The sequence below is a fragment of the Flagellimonas sp. L-11 genome, from assembly GCF_056857735.1.
In genome coordinates, this window is the sequence record NZ_JBSXNR010000032.1 from 1 (window position 1) to 4065 (window position 4065).

At 40.6% G+C, this 4065-nt stretch carries 5 protein-coding genes and 1 pseudogene; 3 read left to right on the forward strand and 3 right to left on the reverse strand.

The window, feature by feature from the left end; genetic code table 11:
• A pseudogene (locus AC13CC_RS03915) lies at positions 1-453 on the reverse strand (IS21 family transposase); the annotation flags it as partial.
• A gap of 717 nt (positions 454-1170) precedes the next feature.
• Between AC13CC_RS03915 and AC13CC_RS03920 the strand changes: the two are divergent.
• On the forward strand, positions 1171-1572 hold the full coding sequence (locus AC13CC_RS03920) for a hypothetical protein (RefSeq protein WP_163627918.1): 402 nt from the start codon (positions 1171-1173) through the stop codon (positions 1570-1572).
• Positions 1573-1737: 165 nt separating this feature from the next.
• Here the strand turns inward: AC13CC_RS03920 and AC13CC_RS03925 are convergent, their stop codons facing one another.
• Positions 1738-1866, reverse strand: coding sequence for a hypothetical protein (locus tag AC13CC_RS03925; protein ID WP_482875582.1), 129 nt, complete (start codon positions 1864-1866; stop codon positions 1738-1740).
• A 135-nt stretch (positions 1867-2001) separates the two neighbouring features.
• Between AC13CC_RS03925 and AC13CC_RS03930 the strand changes: the two genes are divergently transcribed.
• Both AC13CC_RS03930 and AC13CC_RS03935 read left to right on the forward strand, forming a co-directional pair.
• Positions 2002-3096 carry an ISL3 family transposase gene (locus AC13CC_RS03930; protein ID WP_482875584.1) on the forward strand — a complete coding sequence of 365 codons (1095 nt, stop codon included), beginning with the start codon at positions 2002-2004 and terminating at the stop codon, positions 3094-3096.
• The gene (locus tag AC13CC_RS03935; RefSeq protein WP_482875585.1) at positions 3080-3625 is read left to right on the forward strand and encodes a transposase; all 546 of its coding nucleotides are present in this window, start codon (positions 3080-3082) and stop codon (positions 3623-3625) included. The genes AC13CC_RS03930 and AC13CC_RS03935 overlap by 17 nt, the downstream gene beginning before the upstream one ends.
• Here the strand turns inward: AC13CC_RS03935 and AC13CC_RS03940 are convergent.
• Entirely contained in the window at positions 3608-3856 is a 249-nt protein-coding gene (locus tag AC13CC_RS03940) for a hypothetical protein (protein WP_482875583.1), read from the reverse strand. The genes AC13CC_RS03935 and AC13CC_RS03940 overlap by 18 nt on opposite strands.
• Between the last annotated feature and the right edge of the window lie 209 nt (positions 3857-4065).

The window sequence follows — 4065 nt, forward strand, 5'->3', positions numbered from 1 at the left end:
CTTTCCCGTGAAGTCTATAAAGAGCTTGTCGCCGGCCTTGTGCTCCATGTGCATTACCGGAGAGGTCTCCTTGCGCCATTCGGCGTACCAATACTTGAACTGTGAGAGCTTGAAGCCATCGGGGTGCTTGGCATAATATTCTTCCCATAACAATTGTCTGGTCACCCCGGTCTTGCGAAGCTCTTTGTCAAAATAGGGAAAGTACTGCCTTAAGGTCAGCAAACGTTGGCTCTTGCGCTTTTGCCCGTCCTTAAAAAGGTTGTGGAGTTCCTCTAGGGTCATCTTCTCCACTTCGTAGGCGGTAAAACGGTACCGCCTGAAGAATTCGATGTACTTCCTGACCGTGACACGGGATATGCCCAATTGTTGGCTTATCCCACGCTTGCTCGTACCGGAGGTGTACAGTTTGTAAATCAGTTTTGTTTTTCGCATATCTATCTGCTTGTTCGCCATGGTGCTTTTTAACAAAAAAAGCACTTAGACTTTTTACGGATAGATCTAATCTAAAGGTGGGTCACTTTCGTCCGGCCAGCTATGGTCACTTTAACCCGGCGAGGGTGGTATACTATGTCCGGCGTTTCCACTTTGGGATTTATGATCCTTATCTGCCTGATCGTATTCCTTTGGTTCAAACGAAAGCGTTTCCTTTAGCCCGAATACCTTTTTTTGGCAAAAAAACAGGCTATGGTATCACTAGAGGCCCTATTATAAATCTTTTATTTAAGCTTATAACTTCCGTGGATTAGGGCACTTTTTTGTTTTAAAGAATCTACCTCCAATTCACCCAAAAATAGAGCTTGGTTAAGAAAGCTATTGTTAATCATCCCACACACTTTCATTTAGGTTGTTTCTGGTTTTTCTGCGATATCTCTCAAAAAAATTGATGTTGAGTCCGCCCGCATGGCGGCATAGAAGTTCGTCCTCCAACTCCAACCTTCTTTCCGTTCTAAAAACGTTGTCGCAATCTCTATTTCGGTAACTGGCCTGTCAATTATTGTATGAAGACATATGCACTTTTTGATTACTGAAAATAACATTGTGCTGATATTCTAAGTGGTAACCGATCCCAAAAAAATACATCTTTGACAAATGGAGGTAAAAATGTAAGATTAATCTTGTGATAATACTTCCTTTACAATTGATGATAAAGGACTCAATAAATTTAGAATTATGAAAAACAACAATACAATGAAGATTTTGGTAATGAGCTTTTTTATGGGGTTGGCAATGGTATTTACTTTCCAATCCTGCAATGACGACGATGGTAAAAAAAATCAAGAAAATGAATTAACTGGTCAATGGCTCCTCTTTCAAAGGTTCGATGGAGATGGGATTGATTCCATTGATAACGGTAAAACCTTAATATTTACAGAAGATGGTGTTATCAAAGACAGTTTCGTACCCAATTGCGATGGCATGTTTTCTATAGAGAAAGACACCTTAACCATTAATAGGCCTTGTCATGACGAGCCAATTCGTTTTCTATTCAAATTTGAGGAAAATAATTTGATTTTAACAAGCATCCCAAGCACCTGTGATGAAGGTTGTTATGACATTTTCAAAAAAATCTAACTACCAACCAATGATAAACTAAAACACGAAAAAAAATTATCAAACACTGTTTATTTTAATTTGTCTATGCTATTGTAGTGCAAATTCCCAAACATGCGGAACTGAGACACCTACAGTTAAAAATACCTATCCGTCTGCTGAAACATCAAAGCAAAAGGTGACAAATTACTGTATTGATATCCAATTCCATGTTATTAGGGAATCCAATGCGAAGACCTCATTGTCCAGTTTGACATTGGGGACCAGGCTATCGGCATACATTGGCGGTTCTTCGTCATATTTGGGAAAATCCATGCGTTAGGGTTTTATATTTAATGTATTGATATTCAGCAATTTAAATGCGTTTGTCCTTTGTTTTTATAGGGAGATATTTATTATCTTTAAGTAGCTAACAAACAACTACTTATGACCGTAAAACAACTGATCGGCATGCCTGGGCTAATTGTAAAAAATATTGATCGCTCCCAATCCCTGGTTAAAATATATACATCAATAGAATCCAAACGGGCAAAGTGTCCCGTTTGTGAAATATACAGCAATAAAATCCATGATCGTTATACCAGAACAATATCAGACCTCCCGGTATTTCAAAACAAGACCACTATTTTCCTAAAAACACGCAAATTTAAATGTCAGAACCCTCAATGTGACCGAAAAGTATTTTCAGAACAGACACCATATATTTTGAGGTATTCGAGAAGAACACGAAGGGTATCAAAGATATTGGATTCCCTGTCGATCGAGCTGACCGGTAAAATGGGCAGTACCCTGTCGGAACAACTACTGATCTCGGTCAGCAAATCAACCATTACACGAATGGCCCACGGACAACAACTGCCCCAAATAGCCCAACCAAAGGTACTTGGCGTTGATGATTTTGCATATCGAAAAGGGATAAGTTATGGAACCGTTCTCATAGATATGGAGACGTCAAGGCCCATTGATATTTTACCTTCGAGGGAGGGCAAAGAGCTAAAAAAGTGGTTGTCAAAATATCCTGGCGTGAAGATTGTCACCAGGGACAGGGCCAGTTCGTATTCTTCCGCCATTAACGAGGTCTGTCCAAGTGCGGAACAGGTCGCGGACCGATTTCATTTATTAATGAACCTATCGGATGCCTTGGACAGGTATTTCAAAAGTGTGGACCCAAAAATCAAAAAGCTCATTAAGGATAAAAGCAATGAACTTTTGAAAAAGTCCGATGGTCAAATTACCGGTTATGCGAAGGAAAAAACAACGGGCCCATTATCAAGGATCCAAAAAAGAGCAGACCTAAAAGGAACGGACCGGAGGCAGGATGTTTTCAACAAGGTCAAGGAATTGCATGCCAAGGGCATATCCAAACGAAAGATCGCAAGGGATCTTGGAATAAGCCGCAATACGGTCCATTCCTACCTCTCGCTGGAATCATTGCCTCCCATCAAGCTCAAGATCGACCAATATTGGGCTGTTTTCCCAACACATCGCTGCGCGATTGAACGTTCAGGGATATATGGTGAAAGACATAATGGACGAAATCTATAAATTGGGATACAACGGAAGCAGAACACAGGCCTATCACAATATAAACATCATAAAGGAAAAACATGGAATATGCACACCTGATTTTGCACAGATACAAAAGGAGAGAGTTCCCTATATAAAACCCTTGAGCTCAAGGGAGCTCGCCAAATATATCGGTTCCTGTCCGACTGTTGTCAAGAATCCCGATCAGCGGAGATATCTACAGACCTTATTGGATAATATCCCGGAACTACGGGTAATTCAAAAATTGGTGCGGATCTTTAAAACTATGCTGACCACGGGACGTGGCAACATTTACCGATGGATCGAATTCATTAAACGATCAAAATACAAAATGACGGGATTGGCCACTTTTGCCAATGGACTGTCAAGGGATATCAAAGCCGTTAAGAACGCGATTGAAATGCCTTGGAGCAATGGCGCTGTAGAAGGCCACGTAAACCGGATAAAGAGCATTAAAAGACAAATGTATGGTAGAGCTTGCTTTGACCTATTGCGTAAAAAAGTGATTTTATCCCAAACCGGTTAATGATCCCCAAATATGACGAAGAACCGTATCGATGAGCATCTGTTCCGCCTTTTTGAAAAAATGTTGGTTTGGGATGTGCCCATAACTCTTGGACACGATGTTCACGATTTTGCCATTGCTGATAATGGCGCGTTCCAGCCCCTCTCTGGAGGGCATTTGGGTCAGTTCATTTAACGGTCTTACCTCAGTTGGTACGAAGACCTCGTCCTGTTGCAATCTGTCTAAATACATAATCATTGGATTTAAGGTTAAACAATATTTGCAGGGAACCCTAAACGGAAGCCAGGCTGTCGAGCGGCAAGGAAACGGAATCGTTACTTAGCCAATAGAAATAATATTGTTGGACTAGGCATAGTTTTACCTTGAAAACAACAGTTCCACTTACTGCATTAGCTTTAGAAACGGAATAGAGGAAATCTACTATTTATATTAAGTACGGT